Annotated in this window: 24 protein-coding genes and 1 pseudogene; 20 read left to right on the top strand and 5 right to left on the bottom strand. The window is 66.7% G+C overall.

Annotation, left to right across the window (positions count from 1 at the left end):
- Positions 1-100: 100 nt before the first annotated feature.
- The 4 genes from KU887_RS10065 to KU887_RS10050 all read left to right on the top strand — a co-directional run bounded on the left by KU887_RS10065 (position 101) and on the right by KU887_RS10050 (position 5754).
- Positions 101-2185, top strand: a complete 2085-nt coding sequence (locus KU887_RS10065; protein ID WP_058901543.1) for a 3-hydroxyacyl-CoA dehydrogenase NAD-binding domain-containing protein — start codon at positions 101-103, stop codon at positions 2183-2185.
- Between the two features lie 44 nt (positions 2186-2229).
- Entirely contained in the window at positions 2230-2862 is a 633-nt protein-coding gene (gene pncA, locus KU887_RS10060) for a bifunctional nicotinamidase/pyrazinamidase (RefSeq protein WP_006483895.1), read from the top strand.
- Between the two features lie 50 nt (positions 2863-2912).
- Complete coding sequence (locus KU887_RS10055; protein WP_058901541.1) at positions 2913-4091, top strand: acetyl-CoA C-acyltransferase; 1179 nt, start codon at positions 2913-2915, stop codon at positions 4089-4091.
- Between the two features lie 262 nt (positions 4092-4353).
- On the top strand, positions 4354-5754 hold the full coding sequence (locus tag KU887_RS10050) for a sensor domain-containing diguanylate cyclase (protein ID WP_258250044.1): 1401 nt from the start codon (positions 4354-4356) through the stop codon (positions 5752-5754).
- A 91-nt stretch (positions 5755-5845) separates the two neighbouring features.
- Here KU887_RS10050 and KU887_RS10045 read toward each other — a convergent pair whose 3' ends face one another.
- Positions 5846-7987, bottom strand: a complete 2142-nt coding sequence (locus KU887_RS10045) for a hypothetical protein (RefSeq protein ID WP_205672507.1) — start codon at positions 7985-7987, stop codon at positions 5846-5848.
- A 703-nt stretch (positions 7988-8690) separates the two neighbouring features.
- On the opposite strand from KU887_RS10045, the gene KU887_RS10040 reads away from it, so the two are divergent.
- From KU887_RS10040 to KU887_RS10025, 4 genes and pseudogenes are all read left to right on the top strand, one after another.
- Positions 8691-9086 (top strand): RidA family protein, encoded by a 396-nt coding sequence (locus KU887_RS10040; protein ID WP_058901539.1) that lies wholly within the window; start codon positions 8691-8693, stop codon positions 9084-9086.
- Positions 9087-9218: 132 nt separating this feature from the next.
- Positions 9219-9953 (top strand): hypothetical protein, encoded by a 735-nt coding sequence (locus tag KU887_RS10035; protein ID WP_049021673.1) that lies wholly within the window; start codon positions 9219-9221, stop codon positions 9951-9953.
- A 267-nt stretch (positions 9954-10220) separates the two neighbouring features.
- A pseudogene (locus KU887_RS10030) lies at positions 10221-10639 on the top strand (phage baseplate assembly protein V); the annotation flags it as partial.
- A gap of 108 nt (positions 10640-10747) precedes the next feature.
- Complete coding sequence (locus tag KU887_RS10025) at positions 10748-11563, top strand: hypothetical protein (protein ID WP_258250043.1); 816 nt, start codon at positions 10748-10750, stop codon at positions 11561-11563.
- 169 nt (positions 11564-11732) lie between these two features.
- On the opposite strand, the gene KU887_RS10020 is transcribed toward KU887_RS10025, so the two are convergent.
- Entirely contained in the window at positions 11733-12152 is a 420-nt protein-coding gene (locus KU887_RS10020; protein WP_077878314.1) for a hypothetical protein, read from the bottom strand.
- Positions 12149-12541: an Arm DNA-binding domain-containing protein gene (locus KU887_RS10015; protein ID WP_077190694.1), complete on the bottom strand. Its 393-nt coding sequence runs from the start codon at positions 12539-12541 to the stop codon at positions 12149-12151. The genes KU887_RS10020 and KU887_RS10015 overlap by 4 nt, the downstream gene beginning before the upstream one ends.
- On the opposite strand from KU887_RS10015, the gene KU887_RS10010 reads away from it, so the two are divergent.
- The 4 genes from KU887_RS10010 (at position 12530) to KU887_RS09995 (ending at position 14941) form a co-directional block, all read left to right on the top strand.
- Positions 12530-12844 carry a Dabb family protein gene (locus KU887_RS10010; RefSeq protein WP_006483902.1) on the top strand — a complete coding sequence of 105 codons (315 nt, stop codon included), beginning with the start codon at positions 12530-12532 and terminating at the stop codon, positions 12842-12844. The genes KU887_RS10015 and KU887_RS10010 overlap by 12 nt on opposite strands.
- On the top strand, positions 12841-13320 hold the full coding sequence (locus KU887_RS10005; RefSeq protein WP_006483907.1) for a PaaI family thioesterase: 480 nt from the start codon (positions 12841-12843) through the stop codon (positions 13318-13320). The genes KU887_RS10010 and KU887_RS10005 overlap by 4 nt, the downstream gene beginning before the upstream one ends.
- A 173-nt stretch (positions 13321-13493) precedes the next feature.
- A complete protein-coding gene (locus KU887_RS10000; RefSeq protein WP_058901537.1) occupies positions 13494-14453 on the top strand; it encodes an alpha/beta hydrolase in 960 nt (319 codons plus the stop codon).
- A 41-nt stretch (positions 14454-14494) separates the two neighbouring features.
- The gene (locus tag KU887_RS09995; RefSeq protein WP_006483905.1) at positions 14495-14941 is read left to right on the top strand and encodes a GNAT family N-acetyltransferase; all 447 of its coding nucleotides are present in this window, start codon (positions 14495-14497) and stop codon (positions 14939-14941) included.
- A 16-nt stretch (positions 14942-14957) separates the two neighbouring features.
- Here the strand turns inward: KU887_RS09995 and KU887_RS09990 are convergent, their stop codons facing one another.
- On the bottom strand, positions 14958-15803 hold the full coding sequence (locus KU887_RS09990; RefSeq protein ID WP_034201626.1) for an NRDE family protein: 846 nt from the start codon (positions 15801-15803) through the stop codon (positions 14958-14960).
- 76 nt (positions 15804-15879) lie between these two features.
- Complete coding sequence (locus tag KU887_RS09985; protein ID WP_034201627.1) at positions 15880-16914, bottom strand: folate-binding protein YgfZ; 1035 nt, start codon at positions 16912-16914, stop codon at positions 15880-15882.
- Positions 16915-16991: 77 nt separating this feature from the next.
- On the opposite strand from KU887_RS09985, the gene mltG reads away from it, so the two are divergent.
- The 8 genes from mltG (at position 16992) to KU887_RS09945 (ending at position 24309) form a co-directional block, all read left to right on the top strand.
- The gene (gene mltG, locus KU887_RS09980; protein ID WP_006496368.1) at positions 16992-18011 is read left to right on the top strand and encodes an endolytic transglycosylase MltG; all 1020 of its coding nucleotides are present in this window, start codon (positions 16992-16994) and stop codon (positions 18009-18011) included.
- Positions 18011-18631, top strand: a complete 621-nt coding sequence (gene tmk, locus KU887_RS09975; RefSeq protein ID WP_006483888.1) for a dTMP kinase — start codon at positions 18011-18013, stop codon at positions 18629-18631. Before mltG ends, tmk begins: the two co-directional genes overlap by 1 nt.
- A gap of 18 nt (positions 18632-18649) precedes the next feature.
- Entirely contained in the window at positions 18650-19678 is a 1029-nt protein-coding gene (locus KU887_RS09970) for a DNA polymerase III subunit delta' (RefSeq protein WP_006496369.1), read from the top strand.
- Between the two features lie 141 nt (positions 19679-19819).
- Complete coding sequence (locus KU887_RS09965; RefSeq protein WP_059720652.1) at positions 19820-20599, top strand: TatD family hydrolase; 780 nt, start codon at positions 19820-19822, stop codon at positions 20597-20599.
- 43 nt (positions 20600-20642) lie between these two features.
- Positions 20643-21353, top strand: a complete 711-nt coding sequence (locus KU887_RS09960; protein ID WP_006485954.1) for an ankyrin repeat domain-containing protein — start codon at positions 20643-20645, stop codon at positions 21351-21353.
- Positions 21354-21471: 118 nt separating this feature from the next.
- Positions 21472-21828: a Rap1a/Tai family immunity protein gene (locus tag KU887_RS09955; protein WP_006485939.1), complete on the top strand. Its 357-nt coding sequence runs from the start codon at positions 21472-21474 to the stop codon at positions 21826-21828.
- 89 nt (positions 21829-21917) lie between these two features.
- Complete coding sequence (locus KU887_RS09950) at positions 21918-23090, top strand: mechanosensitive ion channel family protein (protein ID WP_006485950.1); 1173 nt, start codon at positions 21918-21920, stop codon at positions 23088-23090.
- Between the two features lie 43 nt (positions 23091-23133).
- Complete coding sequence (locus KU887_RS09945) at positions 23134-24309, top strand: AAA family ATPase (RefSeq protein ID WP_006485944.1); 1176 nt, start codon at positions 23134-23136, stop codon at positions 24307-24309.
- The last annotated feature ends 147 nt before the right edge of the window (positions 24310-24456 follow it).

Here is a 24456-nt window from a genome sequence, read left to right as displayed (position 1 = left end):
TTTTCGTTGTATGCTGCCTCCGTTCATCCGGACATGCGGCTGTTCGACCGCGCACAATGAAGCGCAGCCAATCCGGCGCGCGATGCATGGAGGCAGGCAGATGGCAGTGGATTACTCGACTCGCGACGGCGTGGCCGTCATCACGCTCAACAATCCGCCCGTCAACGGGCTCGGCCTGTCGACCCGCCAGGGCGTCATGGACGCGCTCGATCGCGCCGCGCAGGACCCGTCGGTCACGGCCATCGTGCTGACCGGCGCGGGCCGCGCGTTCTCGGGCGGTGCCGACATCACCGAATTCAATACGCCGAAGGCGCTGCAGGAGCCGACGCTGCACACCGTGATCCGCGCGGTGGAGGCGAGCGCGAAGCCGGTCGTCGCGGCGCTGCACAGCGTCGTGATGGGCGGCGGCCTCGAGCTCGCGCTCGGCGCGCATTACCGCGTCGCGGCGCCGGGCGCGCAGGTCGCGCTGCCCGAGGTGAAGCTCGGGCTGCTGCCGGGCGCGGGCGGCACGCAACGCCTGCCGCGCGCGGTCGGGCTCGAAACCGCGCTGAACATGATCGTGTCGGGTGCGCCGGTGCCGTCGGAGCAGCTCGCGAAGAGCGGGCTGTTCGACGAAATGGCCGACGGCGACCTGCTCGACGCGGCCGTGGCGTTCGCCCGCAAGGTCGGCGCACAGAAGGGGCCGCATCCGCGCGTGCGCGATCGCAAGATCGTCCACGACAACGCGGCCGGTTTCATCCAGTTCGCGCGCAATTCCGCGCGGGCCGCCGCGCCGAACTACCCCGCGCCGCACAAGTGCATCGACGCGATCGAGGCCGGCGTGCTGAACGGTTTCGACAAGGGCAGCGTCGCCGAGCGCGAAGGTTTCGTCGCGCTGATGATGACGCCGGAAAGCCGCGCGCTGCGCCACGCGTTCTTCGGCGAGCGGGCGGCGAGCAAGATTCCCGACGTGCCGGCCGACACGCCGCTGCGCGAAATCCGCCGGGTCGGCGTGATCGGCGCGGGCACGATGGGCGGCGGGATCGCGATGAACTTCATCAACGCCGGGCTGCCCGTCACGCTGCTCGAGACGAAGCAGGACGCGCTGGAGCGCGGCCTCGCGACGATCCGCAAGAACTACGACGCGCAGGTGAAGAAGGGCAAGCTCACGCAGGAGAAGCTCGACGCGCGCATGGCGCTGATCACGCCGACGCTGTCCTACGACGACCTGAAGGACGCCGACCTGATCGTCGAAGCCGTGTTCGAGGAACTCGGCGTGAAGGAGCAGGTGTTCAAGAAGCTCGACGAAGTCGCGAAGCCGGGCGCAATCCTCGCGTCGAACACGTCGACGCTCGACGTCGACAAGATCGCCGCGTTCACGAAGCGTCCGCAGGACGTGGTCGGCATGCACTTCTTCAGCCCGGCGAACGTGATGAAGCTGCTCGAGGTCGTGCGCGGCGCGCAGACCGCGAAGGACGTGCTCGCGACCGTGATGGCGGTGGCGAAGAAGATCCGCAAGACGGCGGTCGTGTCGGGCGTGTGCGACGGCTTCATCGGCAACCGGATGATCGAGCAGTACATCCGCCAGGCACTGTTCATGCTCGAGGAAGGCGCGCTGCCCGCGCAGGTCGATCGCGCGATCGAGAAATTCGGCTTCGCGATGGGGCCGTTCCGGATGAGCGACCTCGCCGGCAACGACATCGGCTGGGCGATCCGCAAGCGGCGCTACGTCGAGCAGCCCGGCCTGCAGTATTCGAAGATCGCCGACCGTCTGTGCGAACAGGGCCGTTTCGGTCAGAAGACGGGCGCCGGCTGGTACGACTACGTGCCGGGCGACCGCAAGGCGAAGCCGTCGTCGCTCGTCGACGAGATGGTCGTCGCGTACTCGAAGGAGCGCGGCGTCGAGCGGCGCAAGATCGGCGACGACGAGATCGTCGAGCGGCTCGTGTTCGCGCTCGTCAACGAAGGCGCGAAGATCCTCGAAGAGAAGATCGCGTCGAAGGCGTCCGACATCGACATGGTCTACCTGACCGGCTATGGCTTCCCGCTGTGGCGCGGCGGCCCGATGCTGTACGCGGATACGGTCGGTCTCTACAACGTCGAGCGCGCGATTCGCCGTTATGCGGCCGCGCCGAACGGCGACGCATGGCAGCTCGCGCCGTCGATCGTGGAACTGGCGAAGGCCGGCCGCGGGTTCAACGGCTGACGCCGCCGTATCGCGGCGCGACCGATCCTGTCTGGAGACACGCAATGAAACGCACCGACGACGTCCTGCTCGTGATCGACGTGCAATACGACTTCATGCCGGGCGGCGCGCTCGCGGTGCCCGACGGCGATGCGGTCGTGCCGGTGATCAACGCACTGGCGCAACGCTTCGACCAGGTCGTGCTCACGCAGGACTGGCATCCGCGCGAACACGTGTCGTTCGCGGCGAACCATCCGGGCCGCGAGCCGTTCTCGACGCTCGCGCTGCCGTACGGCGAGCAGGTGCTGTGGCCCGTGCACTGCGTGCAGGACACCGACGGCGCGGCGCTGCATCGCGACCTCGACATTCCGCACGCGCGGCTCGTGATCCGCAAGGGCGGCGACGCGCAGGTCGACAGCTATTCCGCGTTCGTCGAAGCCGACCGCACGACGCGTACCGGGCTCGCGGGCTATCTGCGCGAACTCGGCGCGAAACGCGTGTGGTGCTGCGGGCTCGCGACCGACTATTGCGTCGCGTGGTCGGCGCTCGATGCGCGCGCGGCAGGCTTCGAAGCCGCGGTGATCAACGATGCGTGCCGTGCGATCGACCTGAACGGGTCGCTCGCGCACGCATGGCAGCAGATGCAGGCAGCGGGTGTCGCGCATGCGACGTCCGCGGGCGCGCGCCCGGCGGCGTAGCGCATTTCCCATCCGATTCAGGACATGAAGCAGGACCGAAGGAGACTCGCATGACCGAAGCCGTAATCGTATCGACCGCACGCACGCCGCTGGCGAAATCCTGGCGCGGTGCATTCAACATGACGCACGGCGCGACGCTCGGCGGCCACGTGGTCGCGGCCGCGCTCGAGCGCGCGAAGCTCGACCCCGCCCGCGTCGAGGACGTGATCATGGGCTGCGCGAACCCCGAAGGCGCGACGGGCGCGAACATCGCGCGGCAGATCGCGTTGCGCGCCGGCTTGCCGGTGAGCGTGCCGGGGATGACGGTGAACCGCTTCTGTTCTTCAGGGCTGCAGACCATTGCGCTGGCCGCGCAGCGGATCGTCGCGGGCGAAGGCGAGATCTATGTGGCCGGTGGCGTCGAGTCGATCTCGTGCGTGCAGAACGAGATGAACCGGCACATGATCCAGGAAGGCTGGCTCGTCCAGCACAAGCCCGAGATCTACTGGAACATGCTGCAGACCGCCGAGAACGTCGCGAAGCGCTACGGCATCTCGAAGGAGCGACAGGACGCGTACGGCGTGCAGTCGCAACTGCGCGCGGCGGCCGCGCAGGAAGCCGGGCTGTTCCGCGACGAGATCGTACCGATCACCGTGCTCGCGGGCATCGCCGACAAGGCGACGGGCCGCCTGTTCACGCAGGAAGTGACGGTGTCGGCCGACGAAGGCATCCGGCCCGACACGACGCTCGAAGGCGTGTCGAAGATCCGTTCGGCGGTGCCGGGCGGCGTGATCACCGCGGGCAACGCGAGCCAGTTCTCGGACGGCGCGTCGGCGTGCGTCGTGATGAGCGCCGAGGCCGCGCAGCGCGAAGGGCTGCAGCCGCTGGGTGCGTTCCGCGGCTTCGCGGTGGCCGGTTGCGAACCCGACGAAATGGGCATCGGCCCGGTGTTCGCGGTGCCCAAGCTCCTGAAGCAGGCGGGGCTGAAGGTCGACGACATCGGCCTGTGGGAGCTGAACGAGGCGTTCGCGGTGCAGGTGCTGTATTGCCGCGACACGCTCGGGATCCCTGAGGATCGCCTGAACGTGAACGGCGGCGCGATCGCGGTCGGCCACCCGTACGGCGTGTCGGGCGCACGCCTGACGGGCCATGCGCTGATCGAAGGCAAGCGGCGCGGCGTCAAGTACGTGGTCGTCACGATGTGCATCGGCGGCGGGCAGGGCGCGGCCGGCCTGTTCGAAATCCTCTGATCTTTGACCGGCGGCGGCCGCGGTTGCGCTTTCGCGTCACCGCCCGCCGCCGTGGTGAATCGGCGCGGCGCACGCGCGATTCGCAACGATCGGGAAGTAAAAGGCATGCGCCCGGCAATGCCGTTTCCCCTGACTTGTCAAACGAATTGCCCCACCTATACTTGCTCTGACATTTGCCTTTCGGCACGATGGGCCAGATCGTGCGTCGTGCGATCCGTGCCGCGAAGAATCGAACCAACGCAGCAGACCGACCGGGGACCGAATGAGTACGACCTATGCAGCCGGGGAACCGCCGCGCGTCGTCAGCGCGGCCGCGAGGCTCTACGCGAAATGCCTGCTGGTCGGATTCGCGTTGCTGCCCGCCTATCTGATTGCCTATCTGTGGTTCTTCAGCGACCCGGGCGTCGTGTTCGAGAGCCACGCTTTCCATGAAATCGCGATTGCGGCGGCGACGGTCGAAGGCGCGTTCGTCACCTACGTGACGTGGGTGTGCTACCGGTCGTCCGGCGAGCCGCTGCTGCGCTGGCTCACGCTCGGCTTCCTCGGCTTCGCGATGATCTATGCGCTGCACGGGGCGTTCACCGGGATGGCGCACCACAATATCTGGCTGTTCCTGCTGTACGGGCCCGCGTCGCGGTTCGTGATGTCGGCGCTGCTGCTCACGGGCCTGCTGTCGTATTCGCGGCCGCCCGACCGGCTCGACAAGCGCACGAGCGTGCGCACCTGGCTGCCGTGGATCGTGTTCTTCCTGATCGTCAACGTGGCGGTCGCGTACATCGCCTATTCGCCGGTCGCCGGCGCGCCGGGCACGCGGCTGTCGATGGAAGGCGGCGCGCTGGTGTTTTCGCTGCTGAACGTGTGCCTGCTGCTCGCGCGGCGGATCCGCTCGCCGCTGATGGTGATCTACGGCGTGTCGATCATGGCGTTCGCGCTGTCGTCGCTCGCGTTCATCCTCGGCAAGCCGTGGAATCACATGTGGTGGCTCGCGCATGCGATCTTCGCGGGCGGATTCTTCCTGCTCAGTTACGGCGTCGTGCAGGCGCTGCAGACGACGCGCTCGTTCTCGGCGATCTACAGCCAGGAAGACCTGATGAGCCGGCTGTCGGAATCGATGGCGCGCACCGAAAGCGCGCTGCAGGAGCTGCGGCGCACGAACCAGAAGCTCGAATACATGGCCGCGACCGATCCGATGACGGGCGCGTCGAACCGCCGGCAGTTGATCGCGCAAGTCGAGCGCGAGATCGTGCGGGCCGAGCGCGACGGCACGCCGTTCTGCCTGCTCGCGCTCGATCTCGACAATTTCAAGAACATCAACGATGCGTACGGGCACCAGATCGGCGACGAGGTGCTGCGCGGCGTCGTGCGCCAGTGCCTCGAGGCAATTCGGCCGGCGGGCGCGCTCGCGCGGGTCGGCGGCGAGGAGTTCATGGCGCTGTTGCCGGAGATGCCGCTCGAAGGTGCGCGGATGACGGCCGAGCGCGTGCGTTCGTCGATCTCGAGTTCGCCGTTCGGGCTCGACTTCAAGCGCGTGCAGGTGACGGTCAGCGTCGGCGTCGCGCAGTACGGGGTCGACGGCAGCACGGTCGATACGCTGCTGCGGGTGGTCGACGAGCGGCTGTATCAGGCGAAGCGGGAAGGGCGGAATCGCGTGGTGTCGCGGTGATCCGGATTCCTTCGACGTCCCGGCGGCGGGCGTGCCGCCGGGTTTTTTGCATGCCGATGCCGTTGCCCGTCGGTATGCGTGCGGCGACGCGCTAGCGCGCCGCCACCGCCGTCGCCTGTTTCGGCTGTGCGTCCTGCGTCGGCTGCGACGCCTGCCACCAGTACTTGCCCGCGCGCTGCTGCGGATCACGGATCGCGAGATACGTCGTACTCCAGAGCTGCGCCGCGTTGGCTTCGGTCGCATCGGCGCTGCGCGTGCCGAATGCGTCGGTCTGGTACTTGCCGTTCACGTACGACCACGTCCACATTTCCGACGTGCGCATGTCGCGCCCGTTCGAGATCACCTGCCAGATCGTCTGCCGCGCTTGCGTGAGCAGCCTGCGGGTCGTGGCCGACAGGTCCTGACGCGCGAGCTGGCGATCGAGCCCGGCCACCCACATCGCCTGCTGCCACGACCAGATCACCGTGCCGTGATACGCGGAGCTCGTGAACTTCGGCCACAGCGTCTGGCTTGCATACGCGGGGTTCGCGATCAGCATCCCGGCATCGGTCACGAGCCCGGTCGGGAACGGCCGCGTGACGTCGCTGACGATCCGCTGGAGCTGATCGTCCGGCGGCGTGCCGAACAGCAGCGCGAAGCCGCCGTCCGAATTCATCACCGGAATCGGGTTGCCCTGCTGATCGAGCGACAGCGCGTAGAAGGCCAGCGGGGCGTTGGGCGCGGCGCCGGCCGGCACGCCGGCAGACGGTGCATAGGCCGACACGTCGGTGGCCGCCTGTGCGGCCGGCACACTGACCTGGAACAGCGGCGGCGCCTGCGTTTCCCAGGTGGCCGCCTGATTCGCCGTGTTGGCGAGCGTCGCACGCTGCCCGGCATCGAGGTACGGATCGAGCAGGCCGCGGGCGAGGAACGCGTTCGCCGCGCGCAGCGCGGCCGGCACGAGCACCGCGTTCACGTCGTACGGGTAGACGCCGCCGCCGAGGCCATCGGTGCTGTCGCGCCAGTTGCCGACGATTTCGCCGGGCCGCAGGTGGATCAGGTTCGCGACCGACGGCTGCTGCGCGAACGGCTGCGCGGTCGTCGCGACATGCAGCAGATTGACGACGAGGCGGCTGCCGTTGGTCTGCCCATCGCTGCCGCGCTGCGCCAGATACGCGGCCGCGCGGGCCTGGCCGCGCGTATCGTCGATCAGCCAAGCGGCCGCGATCGGCGCGAGCAGGTAGTCGCTGTCGATCATCTTGTAGTCGTAGGTCGGCGTCGCATCGTTAGGCCGCCCGTTCTTCTGGTTGTCGATCAGCGCGAATTCGCCGATGCCTTCCTCGTGCGCGACCTTGCCGTCCGCCGACAGGCGGCTGAGCACCGACGACAGGCCGGCCTCGATCGCCGCGGGTTCGAGCACGGGCATCAGCATGCGGACCGAAATCAGCGTGTCGCGGCCGAAGTACGTGTCGTATTGCCACGAACCGGCCAGCAGCTTGTCGTTGAAGCTCAGGAATTCGAGCACGTTCTGGCTGACCGGGTCGGGATTCACGGACGGCGCGAACAGGTCGGCGTGCGTGATCGGCGACAGCGGCGTCTCGCCGGACAGCGCATCGATGTGCAGCTTCAGCGTGCGTGCGCCCGCCGGCGCGTTCAGCACCAGCTTGCCGCCCGCAGCCGGCGCGATGCTGCCGCCGTCGCGCAGCGTGATGCGCAGCGCATAGCCCGGTGCGCCGTCGATGCGGTCGCGTTGCCATTGCGCGGTGCTGCCCTGGACCGTCGGCGCGGTGAGGATCTGCGGCGGAATCGTGGCGCCGCCGTTGAAGTCGCGCAGGAAGCGCACGTTGCTGAGCATGCCCTGGCGGATCGTCAGCGACGTGGTGTCGACCGACACGTCGGCGCCGATGCCGTACAGCGGGCGGCCATGCGTGTCCGGGGCCGACAACGCGGACGGCGGCGTGTCGAGGCTCCAGTTCACCGGCTGCGCGGTGTCGTCGAACCATAGTCCGGTGCCGCTGTTGCCGGCGGGGAAGACCACCAGCAGGCGCGGCTTCGTCGACGAGCGCACCAGCAGGTGCGCGGCGACCTTGTCCTGCCGGTAGAACGCGTTGATCTGGCCGCCGGTATCCATGCGGAACGACAACGCGGCGGTGTTCGATGGCGGGGTGTTCGACTGGACGTCGTCGTCGTTGCAGGCCGACAGCAGGCCGGCACAGACGAGCCCGAGACACAGCGACTTCGCAAGGCGATGCATGTTGATGTCCCTCCTGATGACTGGCGATTTTTTATCCGGATGTTCTAATCGGCGGATCTTGAGTCCGTTTGATCCCGTCTTGTATTCATTCTGGCAAATGGCGGGAATTAATCGAGGCGTTGCGATTCGTCGAAAGGAAAATGGGTTGGCAAATAACCGAGTGGCCGATAATGTCGAAAGCTGAAAACCACAGGGGTGCGCGTCGATGTCCCGCGGGAAAGGCTATGCGACGGGCCTTCGCGCGGGTGGTGGCGAATCCGGGGCGGCGCAGAAAATGATGCGTAAGCCATCGTAGGCGATTCTAAATTTGCGGGAAAGCCGAAGTCAATAATGTTTTGGTTTTTGAATATTGAATTGAAAAGTGGTCGCAATTATTACCCGCCGCCCCGGTAAAATGTGCGATTTAATGGATGCCGATTAATGTGCTGCAGCTGTCCGAGGGCGAAGCAATTGGCAATGGCATGCCGCGCCGGCGATTGTTGCCGGACAGCGAACGAATCGCCGCGTGGTGTCGGTCAATGCCGTGACATGCCGACATGCTGAAACGGCGCGCACGAAGCCGAGCAAGCCGCGTTCCTGCGCATGCTTTCCACGACGACGGATCGCTGACGAAAGCGGAAAGAACTGCGACGTCTGCTAGCATCGGATGATTCCGACAACCCTGTCGGGATGCTGGCATGCGATCATCGCAGGAGACTCGTCAATGACGCTCGAATGCATCAATCCCAAGGATCTGCCCACACCGCAAACGTACACGCAGGTCGTCGTTGCGACGGGAAGCAAGATGGTATTCATCTCGGGCCAGGAGCCCGAGGACATCGACGGCAAGCTGGTGGGCCACGGTGATCTCGCGGCCCAGGCGCGTCAGGTATTCGGCAATCTCGGTCGCGCCCTTGCCGCTGCCGGTGCGCGGCCCGAGCAGGTCGCGAGGATCACCATCTACGTCGTGAACTACGAGCGCGATGCATGCTTGCCGATCATCGAAAGCGCCCGGGTGGCGCTGTTCGGCGATCACAAGCCCGCGGACGTGGTGCTCGGCGTGGCCGCGCTGTCGCCCGGTTACCTGATCGAAGTGGATGCGATCGCGGTCGTCGATTGATCGTTCGGCAGTCGCAACCATTGCATCGCCGGCACGCTCACTACGTGCCTTTTTCTTTATCGGCCACCAGTTGCGTTGTGAAACCAGGTTGCATCAGCCTGGTCTCGAGCGAGACACCTGCGGTTGTTGCCCATGATCCGCCTTTGGCGCCCCAGGCTCCTGTTTCAGGGTTCACGAGCGTCGCGTTTCAACGTTCTTGATAGTCATCCGGCAATTATCGATCGCTTTTTTCACTCGTTGGTGGAGCCCGTGATGCCTGCAAACAATCTCAAAGTTCGTCCTTTGGTCGGCGGGATCAAAATTGTGACCCGCAGCAAGATTGGCACTTTAGGTTTGGTCGTGAAATACAACGGCAACATGTGCTTTGTGACGGCGGGCCATGTGTTCGGAAAGGGAGATGCGAGGGTGGGGCAGCCCGATGACGCAAACCCGGTGGGTGACCTGCTTGAAAACTTCCTGGAGGACAACCAGGATATCGCCATCGTGAAGGTATCGTCGGGAGTCGACGCAACACCCAACGAGATATGGACGGACAGCGGTATAAAACAGGTGGCGTTCGGTTCAGACGTGCGTCCCACGAAGGACCAGCGTTTGTGGTTGCAGGGTGCGTTCTCTGGTCTCGTGAATTGCTCGGTTGCCGGGACAGATGTCGATATCACGGTGCCGGACACCAACGATCAAGTCAAGAATGTCGTCCTGCTCAACCTGGACGGAGAGGCTCGGACCCAACCGGGTGACAGTGGCGCGCCCGTGGTGGGGAAAGTGGGTGGCAAGGACGTCTGCTACGGTGTGTACGGCGGGAAAGTCGTGGTCGGCGCAGATACGTACGGGTGGTTCACGCCATTCGAGAACCTGTTTTGGGACTAGTCCGGCGTGATCGGATGTGACGCTGTCAAAGCCCTGGGCGCGAGAGCGCTCGGGGCTTTTGCATTGGGGGCACCGAAACGCGAACCGGGTCGACCTGCGCGGGAGCGTACTCGGGGTCGGCGGGGCACGGTCCAGACTCTCCCCGTCGTTGTACCAAGGACGCCGGTTTCAGGGGCAAATCTCCATCCGCCGCTTGGCGCTCGAGCAGGCAATCGAAACCCGTTTTGAACTGCGAGACGATTTCTGTCTACATGTGTTTCGGAAAAGAAACGTGACGGCGGATCCGGGCGGTCGAGTCCTGACGAGACCGCGACCGACTTCCCGGACGGCGCATTCGAGCAGTACAACCATGCGAGCCATGAATACGTGCTGCCGGTGCCGGCCGGTGGTCGAATCGTGTTCCGCATCGGTGGCACGGAGTTCGAGCTGAAGGCGGACGGCGCAACACTACGCAGCGCGAAGCTGCTGGCGGATGTTCCTGACTCAACGTTCACAGGGAACACGACGACCGAACAACTGCTGACGTTCAACGGAGGCATGTAGGGCAAGCCGGGCGACGGTGACGGTGTCGCGATGAAGGTAGTGGGCGGTGCGGAATTCGCCGACGATGTTATTACGACCGGTAAATCAGCCAGCACCGTCATCGGGAGCAGGGTGATGGAGAGTTGGTAAGTAAGCCAATCTAGGATCAAGCTGACAGATTTGTCAGGTGCTCGCGTGCCGCGAAGTGATGTAGCTTTTCTTCGCAGCATTTTGCTGTGCTGGAAACAATATTCGCGAAACGGGGCGCTTGCATGAGCACGGTTGAGTCGGACCAAAAATCAGAGAAAACGGACGGGAAGCACTCCGTGGAACGACGCGAGAGTGATCTCGGAAAGCTGCCCGAGCCGAAGTCCATGCTCGATTGGCCGTGGCCGGTGATCGTATCGATAGTCGGTTTGGTGTCGCTAGGTGTGGCGTATTCCTTGGGCGATGCATATTACAACGCGTATCTAGCGAAATTTTCGATTGAGCCTACTGCGTTCCCAATCGATAAGGCGCGGCATCTTGTACTGTCGCTATACGGCGCTCTAAACACGGTCGCAAATGTACAGGCCTGGCTCACCGAGAATACGGTTCCAATCCTGAAATTCGTGGCAATGATTCTGTTCGGTGTTGCCGTTTGGGTCTTGATTGAAAAAGGATTGCTTTGGGCGGTCGAGCGCGCAAGTAGGCGGGCAGACGGAACGACAAGGTCTATAAAGCTCTGGCCGATCGTAGTTCGATTCTTCACTATCGTGTTTTGGATATGGACGACTGTCGGGATTGGCTCGATTCTCGGAATGTCCGTTCCTACAGTGATGGCAATTCCTTCCGTAATCGGCGAATCCGCGGGAAACGGCGTCGCCACGGATCAGATGCGAGATTTTGACCGTGGATGCTGGGTGTCTGAAGCGCGATGTCAGATAGTAATCAAAAGCGGAAAGGAAGTTGTGCGTGGTTACATCGTTGCACAGTCAGCGACACACGTTGCGCTCTACTACGACCGTAATACCGTACAAATGCCTCTTGATGGCGCAGAAATCACGACAGTCGAGCGACCGAATTTCGATCAGGCTCTACCCCGTTGAGCCGGCCTGCTTGGCCAATAACTTTGCCCCGCCACGAGCGGGGCTTTTCATTTCTAGAGAGCGATATGGCGAAAGACGCACAGCAAGGCGGGGAATCGAATCGCAATCGCGGTTCGTCTGCTCTTGTAGGTAGGAAGCTGGCGAAAAAGCCTCTTCAGTTCTTCACGGCTCAACGCCCGAGCATTCTCCGTCGGAGGTTCAGGACCGAGCCACGCAGCACCGATGCGGGATCTGTATCGGCTCGCAGCGTGATCACCGCATACTGGAACACGTTGGACACGTACTGGCGCAGTTTGATCGCTACGGAAGGGGAGCCGCGCTCTTCAACCCGCCGCATCAAAGCAAGCACGTCATGAGCGGTAACTGACCGCATGGGGCGGCTCCCGATGTACGGGTACGCATCGGCTTCGAGCATGCGCAGAATCTCGCCAAAGTGCCGCTCGGTCCAAGTCTTCCGCTTCTTCCCCAGCCACTCGTCGCTGACTGCGCGAAAAGTTGCTTTGCCTTCGTTGATACGCGCCGACAGCACTTCCTGCCGCGCATGTGACGGATGCCAGTCCCTTCTTGACGAGTTCACGGGCGTCGTCACGCGCTGCGTGCGTCTTGAAGGCTGATCGTCGGATATTCGCCGATCGCGAAGAGATTCTCCTTTCCGGCAATTCGGTACTTGTATCGCCAGAGTTTGGAGCCGGACGGCTTTACTAACAGATACAGTCCATTGCCATCGGTAAGTTTGGTAGGCTTGTCGCCTGCCTTCGCTTGTCGGATCTTGATGTCGGTAAGTGGCGCGGTGAAAAAGGGGGTATCGTCTCGGGACGGTCGAAATGGTACCCCCTTATACCCCCTTTTTTTGTCAGCTGGACACGATTTCCGGCGAACGTAAGCGAACAGTGGAAAGGCATAAAGCGGCCGACTGGCAAGGGTTTGCGGCAAATTTTCGAACGAGCACGAACAGGAGCAACCGAAGTGATCAGACATATCGTGATGTGGAAGTTGAAGGAATCGGCCGAAGGCGCGACGCGTGCGCAGAACGCGCTGAAGCTGAAGGAAAAGCTCGAAGGCTGCCGCGACCTCGTGCCGGGCACCCTGCAGATCGACGTCGGCGTGGCGACGCCCGGCCTCGATGCGACCGCCGACATCGTGCTCGTCTCCGATTTCGCCGACAAGGCCGCGCTCGACGCGTACCAGGTGCATCCGGTTCACCAGGAAGTGAAGAAATTCGTCGTCGCGGTGGCCGAATCGCGCGAATGTGTCGACTACATCGTCGACAACGCACGATGAGCGACGCGGCAACCCCGACGGAAGGCCCGTCGATCGAAAGCCCGTTCGTCGATCTGCTCGGCGTGCAACTGGTGTCCGCGAAGGATGGCGCGAGCGAGATCGTGCTGCCGCTCGAGGAGCGGCACATGAACACGTGGAGCATCGCGCACGGCGGCGTGACGATGACGCTCGCCGATATCGCGCTCGCGATGGCGGCGCGCAGCCTGACCGACGACGGCGTCGGCGTCGTCACGGTCGAGATGAAGGTGAACTTCATGCAGCCGGGGCGCGGCGAACTGCGCGCTTACGGGCGCGTGATGCACCGCTCGACGACGATGGCCTACTGCGAAGGCGAAGTGCGCGACAGCGACGGCAATTTCGTTGCGAAGGCGCTCGGTACGTTCAAGTACATGCGGCGGCTCGCGGTCGGCCGCGACATCAAGCGGCAACGTTCGCGCACCGCGCCGGACGCCCAGCCGGGCCCGAGCGACGCGTAAACGCACCGGCCATGCACGGCCCTGCCTCTTCGATGAGGCAGGGCCGTTTTGTTTGGCAGCACGGGATGGCGGCACACGGCGCGGCGCGTACGCCGGTCCGGCCGCCGCGTGGCATCATGTCACGCTTGTCCGCTTTGTCCGTTCACGGCGCCACGCCGGCGCCGTCCATACCGATGCCGCTGAATCCGAAGATCGCCCAGGTGCTCGACATGATCGAGCGCGCGAAACGTCCGTCGTATCACCATCAGACGCCGCAGCAGGCGCGCGCCGCGTACGAGAAGAGCGCGCCGATCCTCGACGTCGCGCCGGCGCCGATGCATTCGGTGGAGGCGTGCGTCGTGCCGACGCGCGACGGCCGCACGATCGGTGCGCGGCTGTATTTACCGGTCGCGCCGAGCCTGGCGGAACCGCTGCCCGCGCTCGTGTACTACCACGGCGGCGGCTTCACGGTCGGCAGCGTCGACACGCACGATGCGCTGTGCCGGATGTTCGCGCACGATGCGCAATGCGCGGTGCTGTCGGTCGGCTACCGGCTCGCGCCCGAGCACCAATTTCCGACCGCGGTGAACGATGCGGACGACGCGTTGCAATGGCTGCATCGCGAGGCCGCCGCATTCGGCATCGACGCCGCGCGGCTGGCGGTCGGCGGCGACAGTGCGGGCGGGACGCTCGCGACGGTCTGCGCGGTGCTCGCGCGCGACGCGGGCATTCGCCTTGCGCTGCAGATGCTGATCTATCCGGGCGTGACGGGCTACCAGGACACCGAATCGCACGCGCGGCTCGCCAACGGCTACCTGCTGACGCAGGACACGATCCAGTGGTTCTTCGCGCAATACGTGCGCGATCGGGCGGATCGCGACGACTGGCGGTTCGCGCCGCTCGACGGCACGCGCGATGCACCGTCGTTCGCGGGCGTTGCGCCGGCGTGGATCGCGACGGCCGAATACGATCCGCTGAGCGACGAGGGCGCCGCGTACGCGGACAAGTTGCGTGCGGCCGGCAACGCGGTCACGCTGGTCCGCTATCCGGGGATGATCCACGAATTCTTCAAGATGGGCGGCTACGTGCCGGAGGTGCGGGCCGCGCATGCCGATGCGGTCGCGGCGCTGAAGGCTGCATTCGACGAGGTTTGACGGCGGGCGGCCGAAGGCCGCACGCCGTGGGAGGGACTGCGATGACGAACGGCGTGGGCGGAGTGGAAACGGGCGACTGGACGGTACTGGGCGGCGACGCAGCCAGGATCCGCGACGCGGTATTCGTGCGCGAGCAGCAGATTCCGCCGGAATGGGCGCTCGACGACGACGATCCGCTGTCGCTGCATGCGGTCGCGTACCGGACCGACGCGGCGACCGGGTTGCGCCGCGCGGTCGCGACGGGGCGGTTGCTGCCGTCCGGCACGATCGGCCGCGTCGCGGTACTGGCCGACATGCGCGGGCAGGGCGTCGGGTCCGCCGTGCTGAATGCGCTGCTGGATGCCGCGCGGCGCCGCGGCCAAGCCGTCGTGCGGCTGTACGCGCAGGATTCGGCGGTGTCGTTCTATCTGCGGCACGGCTTCGCGGCGGTCGGCGAACCGTTCGTCGAAGCCGGCGTGCCGCACGTCGAGATGGCGCGCGCGCCGTAGCGCGCAACGCGTGCGTTCAGCGCGGCCGCGTCGCGTCGATATCGAACGTGAACGCGCGCTCGAACGCGCCCGGCCGGACGGTGCGGTGCGAGCCGTCGTCGTCGCTGCGCTCCTTGACCTCCACCGTCAGCCGCACGCCTTCCTTCATCGTTACGCGCAGCGCGGTGGTGCCGCGTGTGCCGTATTCGGGCGTCTCGATGAAGGCGGCCGACAGCGCGCGCTCGCGCTCGATCGGAATGCCCGTGTGCGGCAGCGCGTCGTCGTCCGCGACGTGCGGGTCGCGCATCAGCGCGATCAGTTCGTCGAGCGACGGGGTCGGATTGTCGGTGAGCAGCGTGCCGAGCTCCGCGCGCTTGCGCACCACTTTGGGCCAGGGCGTGTCGAGCCGCGCATTCGACAGCGCATGCACGCCCGGCGCGATCGCGACGGGTGCGGCGACACGGCTTTCGCCCTCGGGCGCGCGGTTGCAGAACCACGCGAGTTCGCGCCGGCGCCAGTCGCCGACGAGCAGGTTGAAGCCGTTGTACACGGCTGCATGCTCGGCCAGTTGCGCGAGATAGTCGAGCGGTGCGACCGATGGTCCGCCGAGAAAGTCGGATACCAGCTTGCCGCGGGTCGGCGCGCCCGCGCGGATGTCGAACGGCGCGCGGTAGTTGGTCAGCGCGGCGAAGCGGCCGTCGCGCGATACGCCGAGCCACGTGCCGCCGGCTTCGAGATCGCGGCCGGCCAGTACGCCCGGCACGTCCTCCCACCACGAGAGCGGCGCGCTGGTCCGGCGGAAGAACTCGTCGCGATTGGCGGCGAGGGTAAAGACGGGACCGGCGGCGGCATCAGGCTGCCAGTCGAAGGCAATCAGACACATCGGGCGAATCTCTCGCAGGAAACATCGGGCGCCGGCTGCGACTCGCGAGCCGGCGCGCGAACGGGTTGTCAGTGCATCACGCTTCGGTCGGCCACGCGTACGGCAGCGCGTCGAACGCGAGCGCCGGGCCGTCGGCCGAACCGAGGTGCACCGTGCCGCTGTCGAGCGCGGCGAGCTTGATCTCGACCAGCGCGTCGACGCCGCCCGCCGGCGCGGCCGCCGCGTTGACGATCATCCCGCACGGCTGGCCCGGGTCGTCGCTGTGGAACAGCTCGACGCCGGCATGCACGGTATCGGTCTCGCCGGCGACGTGCGCGAGCGCGGTGCGGCGCTTGATCGTGCCGCGGTACTGGCTGCGCGCCACCACTTCCTGGCCCGGGTAGCACCCTTTCCTGAAGTTAACGGCGCCGATCACGTCGAAGTTGACCATTTGCGGTACGAACTGTTCGACGGCCGGCTGCGTGATGCGCGGCTCGCCCGCGCGCACGTCGAGCCAGTCCCACACGGCAGGCGACACGACCGGCAGCGTGCCGGCGAGCGCGGCGAGGCGCGCGTCGACCTCGGCGCGCGGGCCGATCCACAGATAGCGCTTGCGGCCGGCTGCATCCGGCACGCGGATCAGCGTGCCGGCCGGGCCGTCGACCTTCACGTGCACGCCATCGGGCAGCGCATCGAAGATGCCCGACAGCGCGTCGCGCACGTCGCCAGCGAAACCGGCCACCGCGAGCGTGTCGCTCGCATCCGTCAGCTTCGCCTTCGCGCGCAGCACGAACATCGACAGCCGCTTCTGCACGGCAGGCTGCACGTCCTTCGACACGAGCAGGCGCACACCGTGGCCGGCGCGCCACGTGAGGAACGACGCGAGCAGGCGGCCCTTCGGCGAGCAGTACCCGGACAGCCGCGCGCTGCCGGCATCGAGATGTTCGATGTCGTTGGTGAGCTGGCTGTGCAGGAACGTCGCGGCGTCGTCGCCGGCCACGTCGATCACGCCGAACTGCGGCAGCGGCATGCAGGCGCCCGGCGCATCGAAATCGGCGGCGGACGGGCGGGGGAAAACGGGGAGCGAGGCAGATGCGGCCTGGGCAGCCGGTGAAGCGAACGGTGTGCTCATGGAATGAGGGAACAGTCAACCCTGACTTTGACGAAGGCGAGCAAGTATTATATGGGTCTTACCTGAGTCACGTTTCCATGTCCCTACTGAAGAAATGCGCCGCGACGATCGTGGCGCTGGCCGTCGTTGTGGCCGCTGCCGGCGCGGGCGGCGGGTATTACTGGGCGACCCGGCCGCTGTTGCTGGGCTCGGCATCGCTCGACGTCACGATCAAGCCGCGCAGCAGCGTGAAGAGCGTCGCGCTGCAGCTCAAGCGCGGCGGCGTGCCGGTCGAGCCGTTCGCCTTCGTCGCGATGACGCGCGTGCTCGGGCTGTCGAGCCGGCTCAAATCGGGCAATTACGAATTCAAGACCGGCATCACGCCGTACGACGTGCTGCAGAAGATCGCGCGCGGCGACGTGAACGAATACGTCGCGACGGTCATCGAGGGCTGGACCTTCAAGCGGATGCGCGCGGAGCTCGACGCGAACCCCGATCTGGCGCACGCGACGGCCGGCATGAGCGACGCCGAGCTGCTGCGCGCGATCGGCGCGCCGGACGGCGTGGTGCAGCGCGGCAGCGGCGAGGGGCTGTTCTTCCCCGATACCTACCTGTTCGACAAGGGCACGAGCGACCTGAACATCTACCGGCGCGCCTATCGCCTGATGCAGACGCGCATCGACGAGGCATGGGCCGCGCGCACGCCGGGGCTGCCGTACAAGACGCCTTACGAGATGCTGACGATCGCGTCGATCGTCGAGAAAGAAACCGGCCACGCGGCCGACCGCGCGTTCGTCGCGGCCGTGTTCGCGAACCGGCTGCGCATCGGCATGCCGCTGCAGACCGATCCGTCCGTGATCTACGGGCTCGGCGACGCGTACGACGGCCGGCTGCGCAAGCGCGACCTGCAGGCCGACACTCCTTACAATACCTACACCCGACGCGGGCTGCCGCCCACGCCGATCGCGTTGCCGGGCGTCGCCGCACTGCAGGCGGCGATCAATCCGGCCCCGACGAGCGCGCTCTATTTCGTCGCGAAGGGCGACGGCACGAGCGTGTTCTCGGACACGCTCGGCGACCACAACAAGGCCGTGGACAAATACATACGAGGTCAATAATGGCGAGCGGTAAATTCATCACGTTCGAGGGCATCGACGGGGCGGGCAAGACCACCCACCTGGCATGGTTCTGCGAACGCCTTCAGGGCCGGCTGGCTGCGGCCGGCCGGCAGGTCGTCGTGACCCGCGAGCCGGGCGGCACGCAGCTCGGCGAGAAACTGCGCGAGATCCTGCTGAACCAGCCGATGGATCTCGAGACGGAAGCGCTGCTGATGTTCGCCGCGCGGCGCGAGCACCTCGCGCTCGTGATCGAGCCGGCGCTCGCGCGCGGCGACTGGGTCGTGTCCGACCGCTTCACCGACGCGACCTTCGCGTACCAGGGCGGCGGCCGCGGGCTGCCGCGCGACAAGCTCGAGACGCTCGAGCGCTGGGTGCAGGGCGGTTTCCAGCCCGACCTCACGGTGCTGTTCGACGTCGCGCCGCAGGTCGCGAGCGAGCGTCGCGGGGCCGCGCGCATGCCGGACAAGTTCGAAAGCGAGTCCGACGCGTTCTTCTCGCGTACGCGTGCCGAATACCTGCGGCGCGCGGAAGAGGCGCCGCACCGCTTCGCGATCGTCGATGCGACGCGATCGATTCCCGAGATTCGCCAGCAGCTCGAACGCGTGCTCGCCGCGCTGTAACCCGCAAGGACGCACCCCATGATCTATCCGTGGCAAACCGACGACTGGAACCGCCTGCAGCAACTGCGCGCGCAATGGCCGCATGCGTTGCTGCTGCACGGTCAGGCCGGGATCGGCAAGCTGCAGTTCGCGCAGCATCTCGCGCAGGGTTTCCTGTGCGAATCGCCGCAGCCGAACGGCGAGCCGTGCGGCGCCTGCGCCGCCTGCAACTGGTTCTCGCAGGGCAACCACCCGGACTACCGGATCGTGCTGCCCGAGGCGCTGGCGGGCGAGGCGCCGGGCGCCGCGGACGACGCGAAGCCGGCCGACGCGGACGAAGGCGGCAAGAAGACCCGGGCACCGAGCAAGGAAATCAAGATCGAGCAGGTGCGCGCGCTGCTCGACTTCTGCGGGGTCGGCTCGCACCGCGGCGGCGCGCGCGTCGTCGTGCTGTATCCGGCGGAAGCGCTCAACGTCGCCGCGTCGAACGCGCTGCTGAAAACGCTGGAGGAGCCGCCGCCCGGCGTCGTGTTCCTGCTCGTGTCGGCGCGCATCGACCGCCTGTTGCCGACCATCATCAGCCGCTGCCGCCAGTGGCCGATGACCGTGCCGGCACCGGAGGCCGCCGCCGCGTGGCTGGCGGCGCAGGGCGTCGACCAGGCCAGCGCGCTGCTCGCGGAAGCCGGCGGCGCGCCGCTCGCCGCGCTGGCGCTCGCGAGCGACGAGAATCGTCCGCTGCGCGACTACACGTTGGGGCAACTGGCCGCCGGGGCGGCCTGCGACCCGTTCGCGTGCGGCGAGACGCTGCAGAAGCTGCCGGTGCCGCTGGTGCTCGGCTGGCTGCAACGCTGGCTGTACGATGTGCTCGCGCAGCGGATGGCCGGCGCGCCGCGCTACTTCCCGATGCACGCGGCGGCCCTGGCGCGCTGCGCGGAAGCGGTCGACGCGAACGCATTCGCCCGCTTCATGAAAGCCGTGACGCGGCAGCGGACCGTCGAGAACCATCCGCTCAACGCGCGGCTCGTATTCGAGGAATTGTTTCTCGGCTATCGGGAAATGTTTGCTTGATCCGGCATTGTTTCCGATGGGTTGCGAAACGATGAACGGATCACGCGACGGCGCGACCGTGGCCGGCCGGCCCGCCCACGTCGCCCGCTGCCGCATGCCGGCGGGCGCATGAGCGTCCGTCTCACGTATTCAGGAAACACGATGTTCGTCGACTCTCACTGCCACATCAATTTCAAGGGCCTGGCCGACCGCCTGCCGGCCGTTCTCGAGAACATGCGCGAGCACGACGTCACCCACGCGCTGTGCGTGTCGGTCGATTTGGAGACGCTGCCCGACGTGCTCGCGATCGCCGAAGCGCACGACAACGTGTACGCGTCGGTCGGCGTGCATCCCGATCACGAGGACATGCGCGAGCCGACGCTCGCGGAGCTCGTCGAGCTGGCCGCGCACCCGAAGGTCGTCGCGATCGGCGAAACCGGCCTCGACTATTACCGTCTCGAAGGCCGCTCGATCGCCGACATGGAATGGCAGCGCGACCGCTTTCGCACGCACATCCGCGCGGCGACCGCGACGATGAAGCCGCTGATCATCCATACGCGTTCGTCGTCGGAAGACACGCTGCGGATCATGGCCGAGGAGCGCGCGGACGTGCCGGGCGGCGTGATGCACTGCTTCACCGAGCCGTGGCCGGTCGCCGAGCAGGCGCTCGCGCAGAACTTCCATATCTCGCTGTCGGGCATCGTCACGTTCAAGAACGCGACCGACGTGCAGGACGTCGCGCGGCGCGTGCCGCTCGACCGGCTGCTGATCGAGACCGACTCGCCGTACCTCGCGCCGGTGCCGTATCGCGGCAAGCCGAATGAACCTGCGTACGTCAGCCATGTCGGACGCTTTATCGCATCCGAGCGCGGGATCGCCGTCGAGGCGCTCGCGGATGCGACGACGCAGAACTTTTTCCGGCTGTTCAGGATCGCCCGCTAACGACGGGCGCGCAGCCGACAACCCAGGGAAGGAGCCCACAACAATGACGAAGCCGACCAACCATCTGCCCAAACGCGCACTCGTTGCGGCCGCATTCGTCGCGAGCGGGCTGTTCGCCGCCGCCGGCGCGCATGCCGAGTCGCTCGACGCGATCGTCAAGGCCGTCAAGTTCGACGACATCGCCGATATCGGCAAGCAGCTCAAGAGCGGCAAGCTCGATCCGAACACGCTCGCGCCGAACGGCGACCCGATCCTCGTGATCGCCGCGCGCGAGAAGTCCGACAAGGTCGCGGCCGCGATCGCGACGACGCCGAACGTCGATCTCGAAAAGGAAGACAAGGCCGGCGAAAACGCGCTGATGCTCGCGTCGCTGAACGGCGACCTCGGCCTCGTCAAGCTGCTGATCGACAAGGGCGCGGAAGTCAGCAAGAAGGGCTGGGCGCCGCTGCACTACGCGGCGACCAACGGCCAGGACGCGGTCGTCAAGGTGCTGCTCGACCACGACGCGTACATCGATACCGCATCGCCGAACGGCACGACGCCGCTGATGATGGCCGCGCGCGGCAACCATGCGTCGACGGTCACGCTGCTGCTCGACCAGGGCGCCGATCCGCAGGTGAAGAACCAGCTCGGCATCACCGCGCTCGAGTTCGCGAAGCACTACAACGCGCCGGACGCGATCGAGATCCTGAGCAAGCGGACGACGCGTATCGGTGCGTCGACGCCGGCAGATGCACAAAAGAGTGCAAAATAACGGTTTTTGGTGCGGCGCCGCCTGTCCGCCCGGCCGGCTTCCGGCCGCGGCAGGGCAGCCGGCGCCGCACCGGCCAACGCAGCAGGCGGTCACCGGCCGCATTGACATAAGGAACACCATGTTGCGCGCAATGTTTTGTGCCGCGGCGTTTGCCGTGCCGTTGTCGGCGGCGGCTTTCACGGGCGCGGATCTCGACCGGCTGTGCGCGAAGACGGACGTCAAGTCGCGGGCGTCGTGCGCGGCCTATATCGAAGGCGCCGCCGACGGCGTCTACAACACGATCGATGCGATCGGCGGCACCACGGGGCCGCGCGTCGGCCAGTACTTCTGCCTGCCGCCCGACATCCGGGCGCAACAGATGACGGACGCGGTGCGCAAGTACATCGCCGAAAATCCGAAGCTGGCCGACTACAACGCGAGCACCGCGGTGTCGCTCGGTCTCGGCAAGGCGTTTCCCTGCAGGAGCGGCAACTGATCTGACGCCGTGTCCGGGCGCGTGCGTGGCCCGGACGTCGCCGACGCATCCAGGACGAAGCCTGCGCGCTTCATCACTCGAGGGCGCCGATGATTTCAATCGAGGAACTGCAGCGCATCGCCGATGCGCCGTTGCATTCGTGGCTCGGCACGCTGGTCGTGTCGGTCATCGTGATACTGGTCGTCACGGTCGTGCACCGCCTCGGCGCACGCATCGTCAAGCGCATCGCGCAGCCGTATCCGCTGATGAGCGCGATCCTGCGCTACATCGACAAGCCGTCGCTCGTCGTGCTGGCGTTGCTGGCGCTCGAATTCGTGTGGGTCCAGGCCGACGACGGCATGTCGTTCGTGCGCGGCATGCGCACCGCGGCGGCGGTCGGCTCGATCGTGTCGCTCACGTGGCTGCTGGTGCGGCTCGCGGCCGGCGTCGGCGACGCGATCATCCAGGCCCATCCGATCGATACGGCCGACAACCTCCACGCGCGACGCGTCCATACGCAGGCCAAGGTGCTCGTACGGACCGTGATGGTGCTGATCGTGATCATCGGTACCGGCGCCGCGCTGATGACGTTTCCGAACGTGCGCCAGATCGGCGCGAGCCTGCTGGCATCGGCCGGTGTCGCGGGGCTGGTCGCCGGTATCGCCGCGCGGCCGGTGCTGGGCAACCTGATTGCCGGGTTGCAGATCGCGCTCACGCAGCCGATCCGGCTCGACGACGTGGTCGTGATCCAGGGCGAGTGGGGGCGCATCGAGGAAATCACCGGTTCGTTCGTGTCGGTGCGGCTGTGGGACCAGCGGCGCCTCGTCGTGCCGCTGCAGTGGATCATCGAGAACCCGTTCACGAACTGGACGCGCAGCAGCGCGGAGATCATCGGCACGGTCTACCTGTCGGTCGATTACCGTACGCCGCTCGCGCCGCTGCGCGAGGAGCTCGCGCGGCTCGTCCACGCGGCGCCGGAATGGGACGGCCGCGTGCAGGTGCTGCAGGTGACCGACGCGACGGAGCGCACGATGCAGTTGCGCGCGCTCGTCAGCGCGGCCGATTCGTCGTCGTGCTGGGACCTGCGCTGCCGCGTGCGCGAAGGATTGATCGCCTATCTGCAGGACCGTTATCCGCAATGCCTGCCGCGCAGCCGGATGGAGCTGTATCCGCACGAATCCGCGCCCGATGCGCCGAATCCCGAGCGGCCGCACGCGCGGTCGCCTGCGGCCAGCACGGCGGCCAACACCGCGGCCGATCCGCAGGCCGTCGACGGCCGCTGAACGCGGCCCGGCGCCTGCCTGCCATTCCCCGTCGCCCAATTCCATGACCGCGCTGAAGACGCTCGCCATCGCCAATTACCGCTCGCTGCGCGAGCTGATCGTGCCGCTCGCGGCGCTCAACGTCGTCACGGGGCCGAACGGCAGCGGCAAGTCGAGCGTGTACCGCGCGCTGCGGCTGCTCGCCGACACCGCGCAGGGCCGCGTGATCCCGTCGCTCGCCCGCGAGGGTGGCTTGCCGTCGACGTTGTGGGCCGGCCCCGAGCGTTTCTCGCGCGCGATGCTGGCCGGCGACGTGCCGGTGACGGGCACGGTGCGCAAGGGCCCGGTGAGCCTGAAGCTCGGCTTTGCGTGCGACGATTTCGGCTACTCGATCGATCTGGGCCTGCCGCTGCCGAGCAGTTCGCAGTTTGCGCTCGATCCGGTGGTCAAGCGCGAATGCGTCTGGGGCGGCGCGTTGCTGCGCCCGTCCACGCTGCTGGTCGACCGGCAGGGCGCGCAGATCCGCGTGCGTACCGCATCGGGCGACTGGCAGACGATTCCGCAGCCGGTCGCGAGCTTCGACAGCATGATGACCGAGTTCGCCGATCCGACCGGCGCGCCCGAGATGATCGCGGTACGCGAACGGATCCGCTCGTGGCGCTTTTACGACCATTTCCGGACCGATGCGCAGGCGCCGGCGCGCCAGTCGCACATCGGCACCCATACGCCGGTGCTCGCGGACGACGGGGCCGACCTCGCCGCCGCGCTGCAGACGATCCGCGAAATCGGCGACGCGGCGGCGCTCGACGCGGCGATCGACGACGCGTTTCCCGGCGCGTCGGTGGAGATCGACAACCCGGGCGGCCGTGGCCGCTTCGACGTGCTGATGCGCCAGCCGGGGCTGCTGCGGCCGCTGGCGGCGGCCGAGCTGTCCGACGGCACGCTGCGCTACCTGCTGCTCGCGGCCGCGCTGCTGACGCCTCGGCCGCCGGCGCTGATGGTGCTGAACGAACCGGAGACGAGCCTGCATCCCGATCTGCTGCCGGCGCTCGGCCGCCTGATCGCGCAGGCCGCCCGGCGCTCGCAGGTGCTGGTCGTGTCGCACGCGGCGCGGCTCATCGCGACGCTCGAGCGCGAGGCGGGCTGCGAATCGCTGGTGCTCGACAAGCAGCTCGGCGCGACCGCGCTCGTCGATGCCGACTCGCGCCACCTGCCGGCATGGAAGTGGCCGTCGCGTTGACGGCCTGATCGCGATCGTTGGCATGTGTTCGACGCCCGGCCGCGCCGAATCCGCGCCAGCCGGCCCCGAGCGACGCGGCGAGCCCGATCGGTCGAATGTATCCGGTCTGTAACAACGCCCAAAAAATGCAAGACCTGCGGTTCCGCT

The sequence above is a fragment of the Burkholderia sp. EMB26 genome (assembly GCF_024730645.1).
In the GTDB taxonomy this organism is placed as follows: Bacteria; Pseudomonadota; Gammaproteobacteria; order Burkholderiales; family Burkholderiaceae; genus Burkholderia; species Burkholderia cenocepacia.
This window is presented reverse-complemented; position numbering and strand designations above follow the sequence as displayed.